The sequence below is a fragment of the Gemmobacter nectariphilus DSM 15620 genome, assembly GCF_000429765.1.
Lineage (GTDB): Bacteria > Pseudomonadota > Alphaproteobacteria > Rhodobacterales > Rhodobacteraceae > Wagnerdoeblera > Wagnerdoeblera nectariphila.
Genome location: NZ_AUCM01000008.1, coordinates 25,346 through 42,184 on the forward strand (window position 1 = coordinate 25,346; position 16,839 = coordinate 42,184).

Annotated in this window: 18 protein-coding genes; 6 read left to right on the forward strand and 12 right to left on the reverse strand. The window is 66.8% G+C overall.

What is annotated here, in order from left to right; genetic code table 11:
- Position 1: 1 nt before the first annotated feature.
- Both G481_RS0109295 and G481_RS0109300 read right to left on the reverse strand, forming a co-directional pair.
- Positions 2 to 502 (reverse strand): lysozyme inhibitor LprI family protein, encoded by a 501-nt coding sequence (locus G481_RS0109295; protein WP_035025710.1) that lies wholly within the window; start codon positions 500 to 502, stop codon positions 2 to 4.
- Positions 502 to 1,662 (reverse strand): isovaleryl-CoA dehydrogenase, encoded by a 1,161-nt coding sequence (locus G481_RS0109300; RefSeq protein ID WP_028029789.1) that lies wholly within the window; start codon positions 1,660 to 1,662, stop codon positions 502 to 504. Before G481_RS0109300 ends, G481_RS0109295 begins: the two co-directional genes overlap by 1 nt.
- A gap of 268 nt (positions 1,663 to 1,930) precedes the next feature.
- Between G481_RS0109300 and G481_RS0109305 the strand changes: the two genes are divergently transcribed.
- The 3 genes from G481_RS0109305 to gluQRS are packed head-to-tail and all read left to right on the forward strand — an operon-like array spanning position 1,931 to position 4,466.
- Entirely contained in the window at positions 1,931 to 2,230 is a 300-nt protein-coding gene (locus G481_RS0109305) for a hypothetical protein (RefSeq protein ID WP_051294431.1), read from the forward strand.
- Positions 2,231 to 2,266: 36 nt separating this feature from the next.
- Positions 2,267 to 3,607 carry a methylenetetrahydrofolate--tRNA-(uracil(54)-C(5))-methyltransferase (FADH(2)-oxidizing) TrmFO gene (gene trmFO / locus G481_RS0109310; protein WP_028029791.1) on the forward strand — a complete coding sequence of 447 codons (1,341 nt, stop codon included), beginning with the start codon at positions 2,267 to 2,269 and terminating at the stop codon, positions 3,605 to 3,607.
- Between the two features lies 1 nt (position 3,608).
- Positions 3,609 to 4,466, forward strand: coding sequence for a tRNA glutamyl-Q(34) synthetase GluQRS (gene gluQRS / locus G481_RS0109315; protein WP_028029792.1), 858 nt, complete (start codon positions 3,609 to 3,611; stop codon positions 4,464 to 4,466).
- 160 nt (positions 4,467 to 4,626) lie between these two features.
- Here gluQRS and hisI read toward each other — a convergent pair whose 3' ends face one another.
- Positions 4,627 to 4,986 carry a phosphoribosyl-AMP cyclohydrolase gene (gene hisI / locus G481_RS0109320; protein WP_028029793.1) on the reverse strand — a complete coding sequence of 120 codons (360 nt, stop codon included), beginning with the start codon at positions 4,984 to 4,986 and terminating at the stop codon, positions 4,627 to 4,629.
- A gap of 72 nt (positions 4,987 to 5,058) precedes the next feature.
- Here hisI and G481_RS0109325 point away from each other — a divergent pair, with 72 nt between their 5' ends.
- Entirely contained in the window at positions 5,059 to 5,496 is a 438-nt protein-coding gene (locus G481_RS0109325; RefSeq protein ID WP_028029794.1) for an iron-sulfur cluster assembly scaffold protein, read from the forward strand.
- Between the two features lie 479 nt (positions 5,497 to 5,975).
- Here G481_RS0109325 and G481_RS0109335 read toward each other — a convergent pair whose 3' ends face one another.
- From G481_RS0109335 to G481_RS23400, 4 genes are all read right to left on the reverse strand, one after another.
- The gene (locus G481_RS0109335) at positions 5,976 to 6,233 is read right to left on the reverse strand and encodes a sulfurtransferase TusA family protein (RefSeq protein ID WP_051294432.1); all 258 of its coding nucleotides are present in this window, start codon (positions 6,231 to 6,233) and stop codon (positions 5,976 to 5,978) included.
- Positions 6,234 to 6,406: 173 nt separating this feature from the next.
- Positions 6,407 to 7,333, reverse strand: coding sequence for an ornithine carbamoyltransferase (argF, locus tag G481_RS0109340; protein WP_028029796.1), 927 nt, complete (start codon positions 7,331 to 7,333; stop codon positions 6,407 to 6,409).
- Between the two features lie 188 nt (positions 7,334 to 7,521).
- The gene (locus G481_RS0109345; RefSeq protein ID WP_028029797.1) at positions 7,522 to 8,700 is read right to left on the reverse strand and encodes an aspartate aminotransferase family protein; all 1,179 of its coding nucleotides are present in this window, start codon (positions 8,698 to 8,700) and stop codon (positions 7,522 to 7,524) included.
- Between the two features lie 161 nt (positions 8,701 to 8,861).
- Positions 8,862 to 10,004, reverse strand: coding sequence for an HPP family protein (locus G481_RS23400; protein ID WP_051294433.1), 1,143 nt, complete (start codon positions 10,002 to 10,004; stop codon positions 8,862 to 8,864).
- A 127-nt stretch (positions 10,005 to 10,131) separates the two neighbouring features.
- On the opposite strand from G481_RS23400, the gene G481_RS0109355 reads away from it, so the two are divergent.
- Together G481_RS0109355 and G481_RS0109360 are read left to right on the forward strand one after the other, a co-directional pair.
- Positions 10,132 to 10,740 (forward strand): GcrA family cell cycle regulator, encoded by a 609-nt coding sequence (locus tag G481_RS0109355; protein ID WP_028029798.1) that lies wholly within the window; start codon positions 10,132 to 10,134, stop codon positions 10,738 to 10,740.
- Positions 10,741 to 10,780: 40 nt separating this feature from the next.
- Positions 10,781 to 11,380, forward strand: a complete 600-nt coding sequence (locus tag G481_RS0109360; RefSeq protein WP_028029799.1) for a response regulator transcription factor — start codon at positions 10,781 to 10,783, stop codon at positions 11,378 to 11,380.
- A 159-nt stretch (positions 11,381 to 11,539) separates the two neighbouring features.
- On the opposite strand, the gene G481_RS0109365 is transcribed toward G481_RS0109360, so the two are convergent.
- From G481_RS0109365 to G481_RS23405, 5 genes are read right to left on the reverse strand one after another with little or no spacing between them, the layout of a single operon-like run.
- A complete protein-coding gene (locus G481_RS0109365; protein WP_028029800.1) occupies positions 11,540 to 12,298 on the reverse strand; it encodes an ABC transporter ATP-binding protein in 759 nt (252 codons plus the stop codon).
- Position 12,299: 1 nt separating this feature from the next.
- On the reverse strand, positions 12,300 to 13,133 hold the full coding sequence (locus tag G481_RS0109370; protein ID WP_028029801.1) for an ABC transporter ATP-binding protein: 834 nt from the start codon (positions 13,131 to 13,133) through the stop codon (positions 12,300 to 12,302).
- Positions 13,130 to 14,035, reverse strand: a complete 906-nt coding sequence (locus G481_RS0109375; RefSeq protein WP_028029802.1) for an ABC transporter permease — start codon at positions 14,033 to 14,035, stop codon at positions 13,130 to 13,132. The genes G481_RS0109370 and G481_RS0109375 overlap by 4 nt, the downstream gene beginning before the upstream one ends.
- 9 nt (positions 14,036 to 14,044) lie before the next feature.
- The gene (locus tag G481_RS0109380; protein ID WP_028029803.1) at positions 14,045 to 15,109 is read right to left on the reverse strand and encodes an ABC transporter permease; all 1,065 of its coding nucleotides are present in this window, start codon (positions 15,107 to 15,109) and stop codon (positions 14,045 to 14,047) included.
- Between the two features lie 52 nt (positions 15,110 to 15,161).
- Positions 15,162 to 16,712, reverse strand: coding sequence for an ABC transporter substrate-binding protein (locus tag G481_RS23405; RefSeq protein WP_051294434.1), 1,551 nt, complete (start codon positions 16,710 to 16,712; stop codon positions 15,162 to 15,164).
- Between the last annotated feature and the right edge of the window lie 127 nt (positions 16,713 to 16,839).

Below are 16,839 nucleotides of genomic sequence, written 5' to 3' on the forward strand. Positions count from 1 at the left end.
GTCATTTCCCGGCCTCCATCACCCGCGATTCCAGCGCCAGCGCCTGACGCGCGGTGATTTCCATCAGACAGGACAGCGCGGCAGGACCGGCCCCGGTGCCCCCGCCCCATTGCGCGGCCTCGTAGGCGCAGGCCGCATCGCGCCAGCCGATCCAGGCCCGCTGCATCTCGCGCAGCGACTGCTGGCGGTTGACCTGCGGATCGCCCGCCGCCCTGGCCCCCGCATCCTGCCGATTGTGGATCGAGCTCAGCGCCTTGTAGGCCGCGTTCAGCCGGTCATCCCACCAGACGCGTTCATTCTCCAGGCAAAAGCCCATGCCGACGGTCGAGCCCCCGCCCGGATTGTCGGCCATGCAGGCATCCGCCGCGCGCCCGGCGCAGCCCTCGTCCGCGCCGGCCGCAAGGCAGGCCTCGGTCAGGGCGGGCGAGAAGCGCATCTCCTGCGCCAGCGCGGGGGCTGGCAGCAGGGCAAGCACGATCATGGCAGGACGGGCACGGCTCATCACTGGGCGCCCATCAGCTCCCGCCCGATCAGCATCCGGCGGATTTCGCTGGTGCCGGCGCCGATCTCCATCAGCTTGGCATCGCGGAACAGGCGGCTGACCACGCTGTCATTCAGGAAGCCCGCGCCGCCAAGCGCCTGCACCGCCTGATGCGCCTGCACCATCGCCTGTTCCGAGCAATAGAGCACGCAGCCCGCGGCGTCCTGGCGCGTGACCTCGCCCCGGTCGCACGACCGCGCAACCTCATAAAGGTAGGCGCGCGAGGTGTTCAGCGCGACATACATGTCGGCGATCTTGCCCTGCATCAGCTGGAAGTTCCCGATCGGCTGGCCGAACTGCTCGCGTTCCTTGACATAGGGCATCACCTCGTCAAGGCAGGCGGCCATGATGCCGGTGCCGATGCCCGACAGCACGACCCGTTCGTAATCCAGCCCCGACATCAGGACGCGCACGCCCTTGCCTTCGGTCCCGAGGACATTCTCGAACGGCACTTCGCAATTGTCGAAGAACAGCTGCGCCGTGTTGGACCCGCGCATCCCCAGCTTGTCGAAATGCTGGCTGGTCGAGAAGCCCTTCATCGACTTTTCGACGATAAAGGCCGTCATGCCCCGGGACCCCGCCTCGGGGTCGGTCTTGGCATAGACGACCAGCGTATCGGCATCGGGGCCGTTGGTGATCCAGTATTTCGTGCCATTCAGAACGTAGTAGCCGTTGCGCTTTTCGGCGCGCAGCTTCATCGACACCACGTCCGATCCGGCCGAGGGTTCGGACATGGCCAGCGCGCCGACATGTTCGCCGGAAATCAGGCCGGGCAGAAATTTGCGCTTTTGCTCTTCGGTGCCGTTCAGCTTGATCTGGTTGACGCACAGGTTGGAATGCGCGCCATAGGACAGGCTGATGCTGGCCGAAACGCGGGCGATTTCCTCGGTCGCGATGGCATGGGCCAGATAGCCCATTCCGGCCCCGCCATATTCCTCGGCCACCGTGATGCCCAGAAGGCCCAGATCGCCCATCTCGCGCCACAGCTCGGGCGGGAAGACATTGTCCCGGTCCACCTGCGCCGCGATGGGCTTCACCCGCTCCTGCGCCCAGCGATGCACGGTGTCGCGCAGCGCCTCGATATCCTCGCCAAGATCGAAACGCATGGATGCGGTGAACATGGGCTCCCCTCCCAATTATTGAACATCTGTTCATTTCCTAGCAGCGGCCGCAGATTCGGTCAACGATTCTGTATCGGCTGCGACGGATCGGCACCGTTACCGCAACCACGCTTGCCAGAATCGCCCTCGCCACGCCATCTTGCGCCCGAATGATCCGGCCCTACAGCCGGTAGAGTCGGGGCCGACATTGAAAATGCACGGAAAATCCGGCACGATATTGCGATCTCAAGCGGCCCCGACAAGCGCCGCACAGACCATGAGGCAGACCATGCGCAAGTTCCTTCTGACCGCCGGACTGGTGATGGCCGGCACTGCCGCCCATGCCGGCCCTATCGAGACTGCCTGCCTTGCCAGCCCGCGCGCCAATGGCGACCGGGCCCTGTGCGGCTGCATCCAGCAGGCGGCCGACCGCACGCTTCATCGCAGCGAACAGCGCCGGGCGGCCAAGTTCTTCAAGGATCCCGATCAGGCGCAGCAGGTGCGCATGTCGAAATCGGACGGCGACAACGAATTCTGGGCCCGCTATCGCAACTTTGGCGAAATGGCCGAAGCGTTCTGCACGCGCTGACTTCCCTTCGGCGCGGCGCAGGACTACATCCCGGCCATGACCGAGACCCTTCATATCGTAGGCGCCGGCATGGCCGGATCCGAAGCCGCCTGGCAGGCCGTGTCCATGGGCGTCCCCGTGGTGCTGCACGAGATGCGGCCCCATGTCGCCACCTTTGCCCACCGCACCGGCAACTTTGCCGAAATGGTGTGTTCGAACTCGTTCCGCTCGGACGATGACGAACGCAATGCGGTCGGCCTTCTGCATTGGGAAATGCGGGCGGCGGGGGGCATCGTGCTGCAATCGGCCGAACGCCACCGCCTGCCGGCGGGCGGTGCGCTGGCGGTCGACCGCGACCCGTTTTCCGAATGGATCACCGCGCAGCTGCGCGCCCATCCGCTGGTGACCGTGTCCGAGGCCGAGGTGACAGAGCTGCCGTCCGAGGGGCAGTGGATCATCGCCACCGGCCCCCTGACCTCGGGGGCACTGGCGGACAGCATCCGCGCGGCGACCGGGGCCGAGTCGCTGGCCTTCTTCGATGCCATCGCCCCCATCGTCTATGCCGACACGATCGACATGTCGGTCGCCTGGCGCCAGTCGCGCTATGACAAGGGCGAGACCGAGGAAGAGCGCACCGCCTATATCAACTGCCCGATGGACCGCGGCCAGTACGAGGCCTTCATCGACGCCATGCTGGCCGCCGACAAGACCGTGTTCCACGAGGGCGAGACCGCCGGCTATTTCGACGGCTGCCTGCCGGTCGAGGTCATGGCCGAACGCGGGCGCGAGACGCTGCGCTTTGGTCCGATGAAGCCGGTGGGCCTGACCAATCCGCATCAGCCGGACCGCAAGCCCTATGCCGTGGTCCAGCTGCGCCGCGACAATGCGCTGGGGACGCTCTACAACATCGTGGGCTTTCAGACCAAGATGAAGTATGGCGCGCAAACCTCTGTTTTCCGTATAATTCCCGGGCTGCAGGATGCCTCGTTCGCGCGCCTTGGCGGCATCCACCGCAACACGTTCATCAACTCGCCCACGCTGCTCGATGGCCGGATGCGGCTGAAATCGCGCCCCAACATCCGCTTTGCCGGCCAGATCACCGGGGTCGAGGGCTATGTCGAAAGCGCGTCCATGGGCCTGCTTGCGGGCCGCATGGCCGCGGCCGAGATCCTGGGCCGCGATCTGCCCGCCCCGCCGCGCGAAACCGCCATGGGGGCGCTGGTGGCCCATATCACCGGCGATGCCGACGCCAGGACCTTCCAGCCGATGAACGTGAACTTCGGCCTCTTCCCGCCCATCGAGGCCCGCGGTGGCCGGCGCGGGCGCAAGGACCGCTACAAGGCCTATACCGACCGCGCGAAAGAGGCGTTTGGCCAATGGCTTGCAGGGCAAGGCTAAGGTGGCGTTCGTCACCCGCTTTGCCCCCTCGCCCACCGGCCCGCTGCATCTGGGCCACGCCTTTTCCGCCTTGCTGGCCCATGACATGGCCCGCGCCAACGCGGGCACCTTCCTGCTGCGGATCGAAGACATCGACCCCCAGCGCAGCAAGCCGCATTGGGAAGCCCAGCTGCTGGACGATCTGACCTGGCTGGGCATCCGCTGGGACGCCCCCCCGATGCGCCAGTCGGACCGGATGCCAGCCTATCGCGCCGCGCTGGATGATCTGTGGTCGCGCGGCCTGCTTTACCCCTGCACCTGCACAAGGCGCGACATCGATCAGGCCCTCAGCGCCCCGCAGGAAGGCGCGCCCCATCATGGCCCCGATGGTCCCGTCTATCCCGGCACCTGCCGCGACCGACCCCGGCCCGCCCTGCGCCCCACCGACCAGCACCTGCGCCTGAACATGGCGGCGGCGCTTGCCGCCATCGCCGCCGAGGCGACCCGTTTCACCGAAACCGGCCCGGCTCATGCAGGCACCATCGCCACATCAGCCACCGGCTACCTTGCGCAGATCGGCGACATCGTGCTGGCGCGCAAGGATTTCGGGACCTCCTATCATCTGTCCGTCGTGGTGGATGACGCCGCCCAGGGCATCACCCATGTCACCCGGGGCGAGGATCTGTTCGAGGCAACCGCCATCCACGTCCTGCTGCAACGCCTGCTCGGCCTGCCGACGCCGGTCTACCACCACCACCGGCTGATCCGCGACGATAAGGGCAAGCGCCTTGCCAAACGCGACGACGCGCGCGCCCTGGCCAGATACCGCGCCGAAGGCGCCAGCCCTCAGGACATTCGCCACATGGTCGGGCTTGAGTAATCTGTGGCTTCTGCACGCCGCCATCGCGCGCCTGCCGCTGCGATGCGCATGTGAGCCCTGTCGATTGGGTATTTATGGCAAGATGGTGCCAGCGGGCGTCCTTTTCATCTTTCCCCAAATACCCCCGCCGGAGGCATCCGCCCCAACCAGACGCGCGCCCTCAGATCATGGGCGCCATGATCTCGACCTCGTCGCCCCCCCGCACGGCGGTATAGAAACAAGACCGGCGGTTGGTGTGGCAGGCCGGCCCTGCCTGATCGACCAGCAACAGCAGGCAATCGCGGTCGCAATCGACCCGCAGTTCCACCAGCTTCTGCACATGGCCCGAGGTCTGGCCCTTGGCCCAGAACGCCTTGCGCGAGCGTGACCAATAGGTCACCTGCCCGGTCTGCAGCGTGCGGGCCAGGCTTTCGGCGTTCATCCAGGCCATCATCAGCACCTCGCCCGTGGCATGATCCTGCGCGATCGCCGGGATCAATCCGTTGGCATCATAGGTCAGGCTGGCAGGATCAAAGGTCATGGCGTCTTTCCTCGGGCGGTCCGGGGGCCTATCTATACCCCGCCGGACCAAAGCGAAAGCACCGAGGACGCCATGAGCGATGCCGACCTGATGAAGCTCTATTCCGCCCGCATCCTGGCGCTGACGGCGGCGATCCCGCATCTGGGCCGCCTGCCGCATCCGCAAGGCAGCGCGAAACGCCGCTCGCCGCTGTGCGGATCGACCGTCACGGTGGATGTGGTGATGAAGGATGGCCGCGTGGCGGAATTCGCGCAGGATGTGAAGGCCTGTGCGCTGGGTCAGGCGGCGGCCTCTGTCGTCGGGGCTGCCCTGCCCGGCCGGACCCGGGCCGAGGTGGAACGCGCCCGCGACCAGCTGGCCGAGATGCTGAAGGGCGGCCCGGTGCCCGATGCCCCCTTCGACGGGCTCGAGGTGTTGCTGCCGGCGCGGGATTACAAGAACCGCCATGCCTCGATCCAGCTGGCGATTCAGGCCGCAGCCGAGGCCATCGCGGCGGCAGAGACGGTCTAGCGCCGTTCCCGCAAACGCCCCTTGCCAGGTGGCGCCGTTCTTCGCCCACTATGGACGGCGGCGCGGCTGGCCGGCGTCGGATCGGGTATTTGCAGAAAGGTGAACGGGCAAGAGCGCGGCGCCACGATGGCAGCGGGGGCTTTTGCACCGCGGATGGATGCGGCACGGAAAAAACCGCCACCGCATGGGGACGCGGTGGCGGCAGTCGTCTCTGTCGGGGACAGGCGCTGGCCGGGACAGGCCGCGCGAAACAGAGAACAGGCAGTCGAAAGAGCAGACGGGTCACATGACCCGGATCACACCGCGGCCAGATGCAGCGCGCCGACCAGCAGACAGAACAGGCCAAAAACCCCAAGGGCGTCTTGCACCAGATGGCGACGCGACCGGGCGGCGATGGCGAAGAAATCGGAAATCATCGTGGCCTCCTTGCTAATGTTGCCCAATTGTTCTCATCAAGGCCGCCATCCGTCAAGAACTTTTTAAGAACTTTCGGGAACAAACGGCGAATGACCCGCCCGCCGCAGCCACCACCGGCTTTCCCCGGCCCCTTCGTATTGGGCCACAATCTCGTGCCCGTTCTCGCGCGCGAAATGGGGCACGTCGATCACGGCCGCCGGATCGGTGGCCCGCAGGCACAGCACCTGGCCCGGCATCATGCCCAGCATCACCTTGCGCGCCCGCAGCACCGGCAGGGGGCACAAAAGCCCCCGCGCATCCACCTCACGATCCGCGTGCATCATACCTCCGGGACTGGATACCGGGCGCCGGGGGAACGACCTGGCCGGTGCAACCGGGCGTCACCTGCGGCATACATCTGTCTGCAACCGTCACGCTTGCAGGCTGGCGCACCGATCGGTTGCGGAACCGACCGGTGCCGGGGGACTGCCCCCGGCCCCGGGACGGCACGCGCCTAGAGGCCGAGGCACCAGCGCAGCACGGCCTTCTGCGCGTGCAGCCGGTTTTCCGCCTCGTCAAAGACCACCGAATGCGGGCCGTCCATCACATCGCTGGTCGCCTCGTCGTTGCGGTGGGCGGGCAGGCAATGCATGAACAGCGCATCGGGCTTGGCCACCGCCATCAGCGCCTCGTTGACCTGATAGGGGCGCAGCTGGTTGTGCCGCCGCTCCTTGGCGCTTTCGGGATCGTGCATGGACACCCAGGTATCGGTCACCACCAGATCGGCCCCCTCGACCGCCTTGTGGGGGTCGCGCTCGATGGTGATGCGCGCGCCCTTCTCGCGGGCGAACTTCACCGCCGCATCCTCGGGGTCCAGCGTCGATGGGCCGGTAAAGGTGAAGTCAAAGCCGAACTGCCCCGCCGCATGGATGAAGCTGGCGCAGACATTGTTGCCATCGCCCGACCACACCACCTTTTTCCCGGCGATCGGGCCGCGATGTTCCTCATAGGTCATCACATCGGCCATGATCTGGCACGGATGGGTGCGGTTGGTCAGCCCGTTGATCACCGGCACGGTCGCATGTTCCGCCATCTCCTGCAGGGTCGCTTCCTCGAAGGTGCGGATCATGATCAGATCGACATAGCGCGACAGGACGCGGGCGGTATCGGCAATGGTCTCGCCGTGGCCCAGCTGCATTTCCTTGCCCGACAGCACCATCGTCTCGCCGCCCATCTGGCGCACGCCGACATCAAAGGACACGCGCGTGCGGGTCGAGGGTTTCTCGAAGATCAGCGCCACCATGCGCCCGGCCAGCGGCTGGTCGGCATCGCGCGTGCCGCGGGGCAGACCGGCGCGGGCGATCTTCATCGCGCGGGCCGAGTCGATCATCTGCCGCAAGGCGGCCGGGTCGGTGGTGTGCAGGTCGAGAAAATGGTTCATCATGGACTTCCGGGTGGAAGGCCCGGGCGATCACCGCCGCAGGGCCGGTTCGGGCACTATAATCCCTGTGCCGATGGGGGAAACCAGAAAAGGATCGCGCCGCGCAGGCGCATGGATCGGGGCGGCCCGACAGGCAGAGCTGCCACATGTTGCGGCAGCGCCCCCGGTCGGGGCGCTACCGGCTGGGGTCAGCCTGCAGACCGCACGGCCAGTGCGGCCTGCTCCAGCCGCGCAAGTCCTTCGGCGATATCGGCATCCGAAATGTTCAGCGGCGGCAGCAGGCGGATCACATTGTCGGCGCCCGGCACGGTCAGCACATGGGCCGCATAGCCCGCCTTGACCACATCGGTGTTCGGCGCCTTGCACTTGAGGCCAAGGATCAGGCCCTGGCCGCGCACTTCCTCGAACACGTCAGGGAAGCGGGCGATCAGCGATTCCAGCCCTTGCCGGAACAGCGCGCCCTTGCGGTTCACCTCGGCCAGAAAGGCCGGATCAGCGACGATCTCCATCACCCGGCAGCCCACGGCGCAGGCCAGCGGGTTGCCGCCATAGGTGGACCCATGCGTGCCCGCGACCATGCCGGATGCCGCCTTTTCGCTGGCCAGCACCGCCCCCAGCGGGAAGCCGCCGCCGATGCCCTTGGCGACCATCATGATATCGGGGGCAACACCGGCCCATTCATGGGCGAACAGCTTGCCGGTACGGCCCATGCCGCATTGCACCTCGTCCAGGATCAGCAGCGCGCCATGGGCATCGCAGATCGCGCGCATGTCGCGCAGCATCTGGTCGGGCACCGGGCGGATGCCGCCTTCGCCCTGCACCGGCTCGACGATCACGGCGGCCACATCGGGGCCCATCGCCGCGCGCAGCGCCGCCATGTCGCCAAAGGGCAGATGCACGAAACCCGGCATCAGATCGCCAAAGCCCTTGGTCATCTTGTCGCCGCCCGCCATGGCGATGGCGCCGGTCGACCGGCCATGGAACGCGCCTTCAAAGGCGATGATCTTCTGCCGCTCGGGGTGCCCGGCCGCATAGTGATACTTGCGCGCCATCTTGATCGCGAGTTCGGCCGCCTCGGTCCCCGAATTGGTGAAGAACACCGTATCGGCAAAGGTGTGTTCGACCAGCAGATCGGCCAGCCGCTGCTGGTTCGGGATCTCGTAAAGGTTCGAGGTATGCCACAGCTTGCCCGCCTGATCGGTCAGCGCCTTGACCAGATCGGGGTTGGCATGGCCAAGCGCGTTCACCGCGATCCCGGCGCCCAGGTCGAGGTAACGCTCGCCCCCGGTGGTGACAAGCCAGGCCCCCTCGCCATGGTCAAAGGCCATGGGGGCGCGATTGTAGGTCGGCAGGACAGAAGCGATCATGTGGGTATCCCTGAAGTCAGGCCCAAGTCGTGCCAAGCGCACGGGGGGCTGTCAACGATGCAAAGTCGGGGAGGGTGCCCGTGGCACGGGCAGGCGCGACCAAGGCGCCGCAACGCATCAGCGTCGGCGTCGGGGCAGTTGGAAAAGGGGTGCCGCTTTGGTCATGGTTCGGCGATACCCGATGCGGACCTCGGCTGCAAGGGCGAAGTGCCGCCCGGATGATGCGCCAGAATGTCGATCAGGTCGGCCCTGGTCAGCATGGCGACAAGGCGCCCCTCGTCATCGGTCAGCGGAATCGCCCGCCAGCCGCCTTCGGCCAGCACCGAAAGCGCCTTGCGCAGCGGGGCCCGCGCCGGCAGACTGACCGGGCGGCAGGTCATCAGGGCGCCAACCGGCCCGTCGTGCCTGTCTGGACCGGCGCGCAGCAGATCGCTTTGCGACAGCACACCCACCAGGTGCCCTGCCCCGTCGATGACCGCCAGCGAATAGGCCCGAGAGTCCAGCATCCGCTGGCGCGCCTCGACAAGTGGCGTGTCGGGCGAGAGCGGCGGCAGCGATCGATGGGCCGCATCGGCACAGGTCAGGCCCTCGGTGCGCGCATCGGCCCGGGCCACCTCGTCGGCGGCGGCCAGCAGGCGGGCAAAGTCGGCAACGCCGATGTTCGAGTCGAGCCGCAGACGCGACAGGATCGCCGCCAGATCCGACGGGCTGAACCGCTGGGCAGCCGGCGCCGTTTCATGGGGTTGGCGGAACGGATAGACCCGGCCGGTCAGCCGGTGCCAGACCATGCCGAAGACCAGCAGCACCAGCGCATCCGATATCACCGGCATCAGCGCAAAGCGCAGGCCAAGATCGGTCACGATATCGGGGCTGAGCACCGGCAACAGCGCAACGCCCCCTGCGGGCGGATGCAGCGCCCGGGCCGCATGCATGAAGGCAACCGCCCCCCCCAGCGCCACCGCCGCCGCCAGCAGATCCGACGGCAGCCACATTGCCGCCAGCACACCGACCAGCGCCGAGCCGCCATTGCCGACCAGCAAGGGCCAGGGCTGGGCCAGCGGGCTGTTCGGCACCCCCACCACCAGCAGCGCCGAGGCCCCGAAAGGCGCAATCAGCATGAAGCCCGCCACCTCGGGCAGGCCCGACGCCGCGATCAGCCCCCCTGCCAGCAGCACCGAAAGCGCCGTCCCCAGCGAGACCCGCACCAGCGCGCCCAGGTCCAGCGGACCGGATGGCGGGCGAAACGCCTCGGCCAGCCGGCGCAGGCCACGTTGGAGCGAGAGGCGGGGCGAGGGGATCGGCATGGCCCCTTGTGGCATCGCGCCGATGACGCCGCAAGCCACCTGCCGCTTGAACTTGCCGGCCTGACCTTGTATCCCGCGCCGTCGCCGTTAGAATGCGGCGTCAACAGCCGGATTGAGAGGTTTCCCGATGACCTGGACCGACGAGCGGGTCGAGACGCTCAAGCGCATGTGGACCGAGGGCCAGTCGGCCAGCCAGATCGCCAAGGAACTGGGTGGTGTCACCCGCAACGCGGTGATCGGCAAGGTGCACCGCCTTGGCCTGTCGAACCGGGCGCCCGGCGCCGGGGCCGAAACCGAGGCAGAGGCCGAAGCGCCTGCCGCGCCGGTGGCCGATCCCCCGCGCGAGGCTGCGGCCCCCGAACCCGCGCCTGCCGCCGCTGCGGCGCAGCCCGTGCGCGAGCCTGAACCCGCCCGCGCCGCGCCCGCCGCCCCCGCCCAGGTGGTGCCGGTGGCCCGCAAGGCGATCATTCCCGCGGGCCAGCCGCTGCCGCCGCAACCCGCGCTGAACGAGATCAGCCCCGAGGCGCTGGCCTCGGTGCGCGAGGTGGAAAAGCGCGCGCGCAAGCTGACGCTGATGGAGCTGACCGAGCGCACCTGCAAATGGCCGATCGGCGACCCTGCAACCGAGGATTTCTGGTTCTGCGGCCTGCCCGCAACGCCGGGCAAGCCTTATTGCGAAGCGCATGTCGGGGTGGCCTTCCAGCCGATGAGCGCGCGTCGCGACCGTCGGCGCTAGGCCGCGGCCGGCCCGCCCGCATCGCCCGGAACGTCGCACCATGCGGGTCCTGATTGCCGACGACCATGAATTGTTGCGCGATGCGCTGGCCGCATTTCTGCAACATGCCGGGATCAGCACCGAGGCGGCCTCGGACCTGCCCGATGCGCTGGCGCGTGTCGGGCGCAGCGGGCCCTTCGATCTGATCTTGCTGGATCTGGCCATGCCGGGGATGAACGGGCTTGAGGGGCTGCAACAGGCGGTTGCCGCCAATCGCGGGCAGCCGGTTGCGCTGATCTCGGGCGCGGCGCGGCCGGAAACCGCGCGTCAGGCGCTGGCGCTGGGGGCGGCGGGCGTTCTGGAAAAGACGCTGTCGGCCGGAGATCTGGTTGCCGCGGTGCGTCTGATGGCCAAGGGCGGCATCTGGGCGCAGGAGGCGGGTGAACGCGCTGGCCCTGCCCGCCCCCCGCAATCGCTGACCCCGCGCGAGATGCAGGTTCTGCAAGGCTTCTGCACCGGCCAGTCCAACCGCGAGATCGCGGCCGAACTGGCGATCAGCGAACCCACCGTCAAGCTGCACGCCCGCACCCTGTGCCGCAAGCTGGGGGCTGCGAACCGCACCCAGGCGGCGATGATCGCGCGCGAGGCCGGGCTGTTCTGAACACCGGGATTTGTCCGCGGCCTTCGGCCGTCCGATGGACCAGGCACCTTGGCCCGGCCGCGCTGCGGGGTGTCAAGGGCAGACGGGGGCTTTGCGCCCCCGCCACCGGCCGGCAAGCCGGCCGGTGCCCCTGCAGGATATTTGCATCAAGGCGAAAGATCAGCCTTCAAGCATACGGTCGGCGCTGGCCTCGAAGAGGGTGCGGGCATAGTCGGTCTTCATCCGTGCCGCGGCCAGATCGGCATGGGCCAGTTCCTCGACCGCGCGGCCATGCTGCATGACCAGCACGCGGTCGCACATATGGTCGATCACCGCCAGATCGTGGCTGACCATCAGGAAGGTCAGCCCGCGTTCGGCCCGCAGCCGGTTCAGCAGGTTCAGCGTTTCCGCCTGGACCGAGGCATCCAGCGCCGAGGTCGGTTCATCGAGCAACAGGATTTCAGGTTGCAGCATCAGCGCGCGGGCAATCGCCACGCGCTGGCGCTGTCCGCCCGAAAGCTGGTGCGGATAGCGGAAGCGGAACTTCGGATCCAGCGCCACATCGCGCAGCGCCTGGACGACGCGGCGGTCGGTATCGCCGACCCCGTGGATCGCCAAAGGCTCGGCCAGGGTGCGGTCGATGGTGTGACGGGGGTGCAGGCTGGAATAGGGATCCTGGAACACCATCTGCACGCGGGCCGAAAACGCCTTGCCGCGCGGGGTCTTGAGCAGCTCGCCGCCGATCCGGATCGAGCCGCCCGAGATTGGCGCCAGCCCGCAGATCGCCCGCAAGATGGTGGATTTGCCCGACCCGGATTCGCCCACGAGGCCATAGCTTTCGCGGGCCTCGACCCTGAGCGAGACCTCTTGCACCGCTTTCACGATCCGGTCGCCCGCATCGAAGTGGACGGACAGGTTGTCGATTTCGATCAGCGCCATCTTACGCCTCCGCCCATGCGCCGCTGCGATCCAGCGAGGGCAGCGGCTCGCGCGGGCCGCCGATGCGCGGCAGGCAGTTCAAAAGCCCCTGGGTATAGGGGTGTTTCGCCGCCATCAGGTTGCCGGCCTCGATTTCCTCGACGACGCGGCCCTTGTACATCACCAGCACCCGGTCGCAGAACCGCGCCACCAGCCGCAGATCGTGGCTGATGAAGATCAGCCCCATGCCGCGCGTCTTGACCAGATCGTCGAGGATGCGCAGCACCTCGGCCTGAACGGTGACGTCCAGCGCGCTGGTAGGCTCATCGGCGATCAAGAGGTCGGGGTTCGGGATCAGCATCATGGCGATCATCACCCGCTGACCCATGCCGCCCGACAGCTCGTGCGGCCAAGCCTCCATCACCCGCTCGGGGTCGCGGATCTGCACGGCCTCGAGCGCGGCAATGGCCTTCTTGCGGGCCTCGGATGCGCTGATGCGGTCGCGCAGGCGCAGACCTTCGGTCAGCTGGCGGCCGACCTTCATCACCGGGTTCAGCGAATATTTCGGATCCTGCATCACCATGGCGATGCGCGGACCGCGCAAGCTGCGCATCTGGCGTTCCGAGGCCTTCATCAGGTCGATGCCGTCAAAGGTCATCTCGTCGGCCTCGATCCGCCCGGGCGGGCGGACCAGACGCAGGACGGACCGTCCCGTCATCGTCTTGCCCGAGCCGGACTCGCCCACGATGCCCAGCCGCTCGCGGCCAAGCTGGAACGAGACGCCGCGCACGGCCTCGACCTTGCCGGATTCGGTGTCGAAGGTGACGCGCAGGTTCTTGACGCTCAGCAGGCTCATTTCCCGGCACTCCTTGGGTCAAGGACATCGCGCAAGCCATCGCCCAGCAGGTTGAAGCCCAGCGAGACGATGAAGATGGCAAGGCCCGGCATGGTCGCAACCCACCATTGTTCGAACAGGAACTTGCGGCCCGAGGAAATCATCATGCCCCATTCTGCCATCGGCGGTTGCGCGCCAAGGCCCAGGAAGCCAAGGCCGGCCGCCGTCAGGATCACCCCGGCCATGTCCAGCGTGACCCGGATGATGACGGACGACAGGCACATCGGCATCACATGGCCAAGCACGATCCGCACCGGCCCTGAGCCTTGCAGCTGCACGGCGGCGATATAGTCGGAATTGCGCACCGTCAGCGTTTCGGCCCGCGCGACCCGCGCATAGGGCGGCCACGAGGTCAGCGCGATGGCCAGCACCGCGTTTTCGATCCCCGGCCCCAGCACCGCGACCAGCGCCAGCGCCAGGATCAGCTTGGGGAACGCAAGGAAGATGTCGGTGATCCGCATCAGGATCTGATCGACCCAGCCGCCGGCATAGCCCGCAACAGTCCCGATCAGCAGGCCGAACACCGGCGCCGTCACCGCCACCAGCGCGACGATATACAGCGTCACCCGCGAGCCCCAGACGACACGCGAGAAGATGTCGCGGCCGAATTCGTCGGTGCCCATCAGGTAGCCATCGGTCAAGGGCGCCTTGAGCCGTTCGGTCAGGTTCTGCGCGATCGGATCATAGGGGGCGATCAGCGGCGCAAAGGCCGCCATCAGCAGCAGCACGACAACGATCGTCGCGCCCAGCATGGCCATCGGGTTGCGGCGGAACCGCAGCCAGCCCAGCCAGGCCTGCCCCAGCCGCGCCTGAGCGCGCGACGAGGGCGACGGATCGCGCAGCCATTCAGTCAACGTGGTCATGGCGCCCCCCTATTTCGCACGCGGATCGACGAGCCGATAGAGCACGTCGGAGAACATGTTGAGCGCCACGAACACCAGCCCCACGACGACCGTGCCGCCCAGAACCGCCGGCATGTCGGCCGAAAAGAGCGCATTGGTGATGTAAAGGCCAAGGCCCGGCCAGGCAAAGACGGTTTCTGTCAGCACGGACCCTTCGAGCAGGTTGGCATAGGACAGCGCGATCACCGTGATCAGCGGCACCATGACGTTCTTGAGCGCATGGACCCAGATCACCCGCCATTCCGGCATCCCCTTGACGCGGGCGGTGGTGACATATTCCTGGCTCAGCTCGTTCATCATGAAGCTGCGGGTCATGCGGCTGATATAGGCCATCGAGTAATAGCCCAGCACGGCGGCCGGCAGCACGATATGCGACAGCGCATTGCGGAAGATGTCCCATTTGCCCGACAGCGCGGTGTCGATCAGGATCATCCCGGTCACGCGCGGCACGTCGAATTCGAACATCATCTCGTAGCTGGCATCCAGACGGCCAGGGCCGCCGACCCAGTCGAGCATACCGTAGAACAGCAAAAGACCCATGAGGCCCAGCCAGAACACCGGCATGGAATAGCCCATCAGGCCGACAAAGCGCACCAGCTGGTCCACCCAGCTGCCAGGCCGCGTGGCGGCCAGAACACCGGCCGGAATCCCGGCCAGAACACCAAAGATCGTGGCGATGGTCGCCAGTTCCAGCGTCGCGGGGAACACGCGGGCAATGTCTTGCGCCACCGGCTGACGGGTCAGCAACGAGCGTCCCAGATCGCCCTGCACGGCATTGACGACATAGATCCAGAACTGTTCCCACATGGGCTTGTCCAGACCCAGCGCCCGATACGCCGCATCATATTGTTCCTGTGTCGCGCGTTCGCCGATGACGGCCAGCACGGGGTCGATGGGCACCACGCGCCCGATGATGAAGGTGACAAGAAGCAACCCCAGAAAGGTGGCTGCAAGGGCCAGCACAAGTCCGATGGCCGTCTTCAGACGGCGTGCCAGCCGCGACGGTGCGCGGGGGGAGGTGTCGGTGACTGCCATGAGCACATGCCACGCCCCCCGCATGCCAGGCACACGGGGGGCGCAGGTCAGCTTACTTCGTGACGTACCAGTAGGTCACCTGGTCGGTGGTGCCGCCGGTGTAGAGGTTCCCCACGTTGTTCCGGCGCGCGGTCACACCGATCTGCTGGAACATGGTGACGAAGGCAGAGGTATCGCGGTGGATCTTCTGCATTTCCTCATACATGGCGCGGCGCTTCTCGGTGTCGCGCTCTTGCACGGCATCGTCGACCATCTTGGTCAGCGGGCCGGCATCCCACGCGGTCCGCCAGGCCAGAACGCCGGTGCGCTTGGCCGCGTCCGAATTGTCCGGGTTCCAGGCAAAGGTCGAGGCGTTGGTGTGCGGGTCGGGATAGTCCGGGCCCCAGCTTTGCAGCGTCAGATCGTGGTTGCGGGCGCGGTAGTCGCCCAGAACCTCGGCCCCGGCGCCCGGCTTCAGCGTGACCTTGATGCCGCCCTGGCCCAGCGTGTTCTGGATCGCCTGCGCCATTTCCATGCGCAGCGGGTCGTTGCGCACCGACAGGGTGGTTTCAAAGCCGTTCGGGAAGCCCGCTTCGGCCAGCAGCGCCTTGGCCTTGGCCACGTCAAGGTGATAGGGCGTATCGGTGATCGCGCCCAGATAGCCGCGCGGCAGGAACCCTTGCTGCACGATCATCTGATCCTTCAGGACGGTGTCCACCATGCCCTGATAGTCCACCAGATAGCGGATCGCCTCGAGCACCTTGGGGTTGTTCAGGGGATCTTTCTTCTGGTTGGCCGCGATGTAGTAGATATAGCCTTCCATGTCGGAATCGATCGTCACATCGGCATTGCCCCGCAGGCCCTGCGCATCGGTCGGGGTCAGGCCGCGGGCAACGTCGATGTCACCCTTTTCCAGCAGCAGACGCTGGGCCGACCCTTCCGGCACATGGCGCATGAACACGCGCTTGAGCTTGGCATCGCCGCGCCAGTAGCCGGGGCGGGCCTCCAGCACATAGCTGTCCTGCGGCTTGTAGCTGCGCAGCACATAGGCGCCGGTGCCGGCGGTGTTGGTCTTCAGCCATTCATAGCCGAAATCGCCGTTGACCTCGTTGGCCATGGCGGTTTCCTTGTCGACGACCGAGGCGACGACAGCGGTCATGCAGTTGTAGAACATCGACGGCGCAAAGGGCTTGTCGATCTTGATGGTCAGCGTATCGCCCTCGGCCTTGACCATCTCGTCCACGTTTTCCGGCGTCAGCCCGAACTGGGTCAGGATGAAGGCAGGGGTCTTGTTCAGCTTGACCACGCGCTGCAGCGACCAGGCCGCATCCTCGGCCCGGACCGGATTGCCCGAGGCAAAGGTGATGCCCGATTTCATCTTGAAGGTGAAGGTCAGCCCGTCATCCGACACCGACCAGCTTTCGGCCAGCCCGGGGATCAGCTCGCCCGGCTTCAGCGGGTCCAGCTCGACCAGCGAATCATAGGTGTTGTTCAGCAGGTCGATCCCCGAGAACTCGAACGCCTCGGCCGGGTCCAGCGAAACGATGTCGTCGATGCCATCCGCGAGCACCAGCGTATCGGCCGGGGTCGCCGCCGCAAGCACGGTGGGCGAGGCGCCAAGCATCAGCGCCGCGGCCAGCGCGAGGCCGGCCTTGCGGAAGGAGGGTTCGAAGGTCGTGGAAGACTCCCTTGGTGTTGTTTTTCGTTTGCTTTCGGTTCCTGATCGCAGCGTATCCAACACTGCGCGGAAT